The sequence below is a fragment of the Staphylococcus sp. HMSC056G08 genome, assembly GCF_001812305.1.
GTDB lineage: Bacteria > Bacillota > Bacilli > Staphylococcales > Staphylococcaceae > Staphylococcus > Staphylococcus simulans.
In genome coordinates this window covers 1-850 of sequence record NZ_KV808470.1, presented here as the reverse complement: position 1 = coordinate 850, position 850 = coordinate 1, and the positions used below count along the sequence as shown (strand labels likewise).

Annotated in this window: 2 protein-coding genes; both read left to right on the top strand. The window is 34.8% G+C overall.

Translation table 11 applies throughout. The features are described 5' to 3' along the window. The coding region (locus HMPREF2846_RS06860) for a hypothetical protein (protein ID WP_256274465.1) at positions 1-439 on the top strand (439 nt) is incomplete at its 5' end. Further along, entirely contained in the window at positions 426-824 is a 399-nt protein-coding gene (locus HMPREF2846_RS06855) for a hypothetical protein (RefSeq protein WP_070626271.1), read from the top strand. The genes HMPREF2846_RS06860 and HMPREF2846_RS06855, both read left to right, overlap by 14 nt. Positions 825-850 lie beyond the last annotated feature (26 nt).

Here is an 850-nt window from a genome sequence, read left to right as displayed (position 1 = left end):
GGAAGTAGGTGAACACATGAGCAAAAATTTTACAATACACGATAAATTGGCAACTTTATCATTATTTGGTTTAGGTGTTTTTGTAGATATACGTGGTTGCTACTGGCTTACAAGTCCAGAAAATGTAGTTAATGAAAGTGCTTTTTATCATGCATTAAATGAAGTTATGCCTATATGGATTTGGGGGTTACTACTGCTTATATTTGGTACTTGTCTAATTTTATCAAGTTTATTCTTTGGTAAACGGTCTGTGAATAATATTTCGAACTATTTTATGTTAATAGGTGGTGTGGGAAGTTCAATCATACACTTCTTACTAGCATCAGCAGGTGTATACAACGCTCTTAATTGGCTTACACCAGCTCAATTAATCACTATGACAGCGTGGCTTGGATTTGTTGGTTTCTTAGGTGGTTTAGGTATTTATGGACGAAAATAAATATGTTCTAAGACATGAGTGGGAAAAGTCGAGAGGAAAGATACACGAGCGAATAAATGAAGTGGATGCAAAGCACACAGACAAGTTTAACAGTTTACTAAATAAGATAGATATACAGACACTGCTGCAAGAAAAAGCATTTGAATCACAAGCTAGATCAGAAAAACATTTAGAAAAAATGAGCGAATCATTATCAACAGTTGGGACTAGAGTTACTGATTTAGAATACGAAACAAAAAATCACGAAAAAGAAATTAAAAGTTTGCAAGGTATTGTAGAAGCAGAAGCAAAAGGAAACAGAGAAGTGATTGGCTACTGGTTAGGTTTTGCAGGCGTTGTATTAGTACCACTCATTTCTTTAGTTGCAAACATCTTTTTCAAATAAGTCGGCGCACTGCGTCGGCTTTTTTT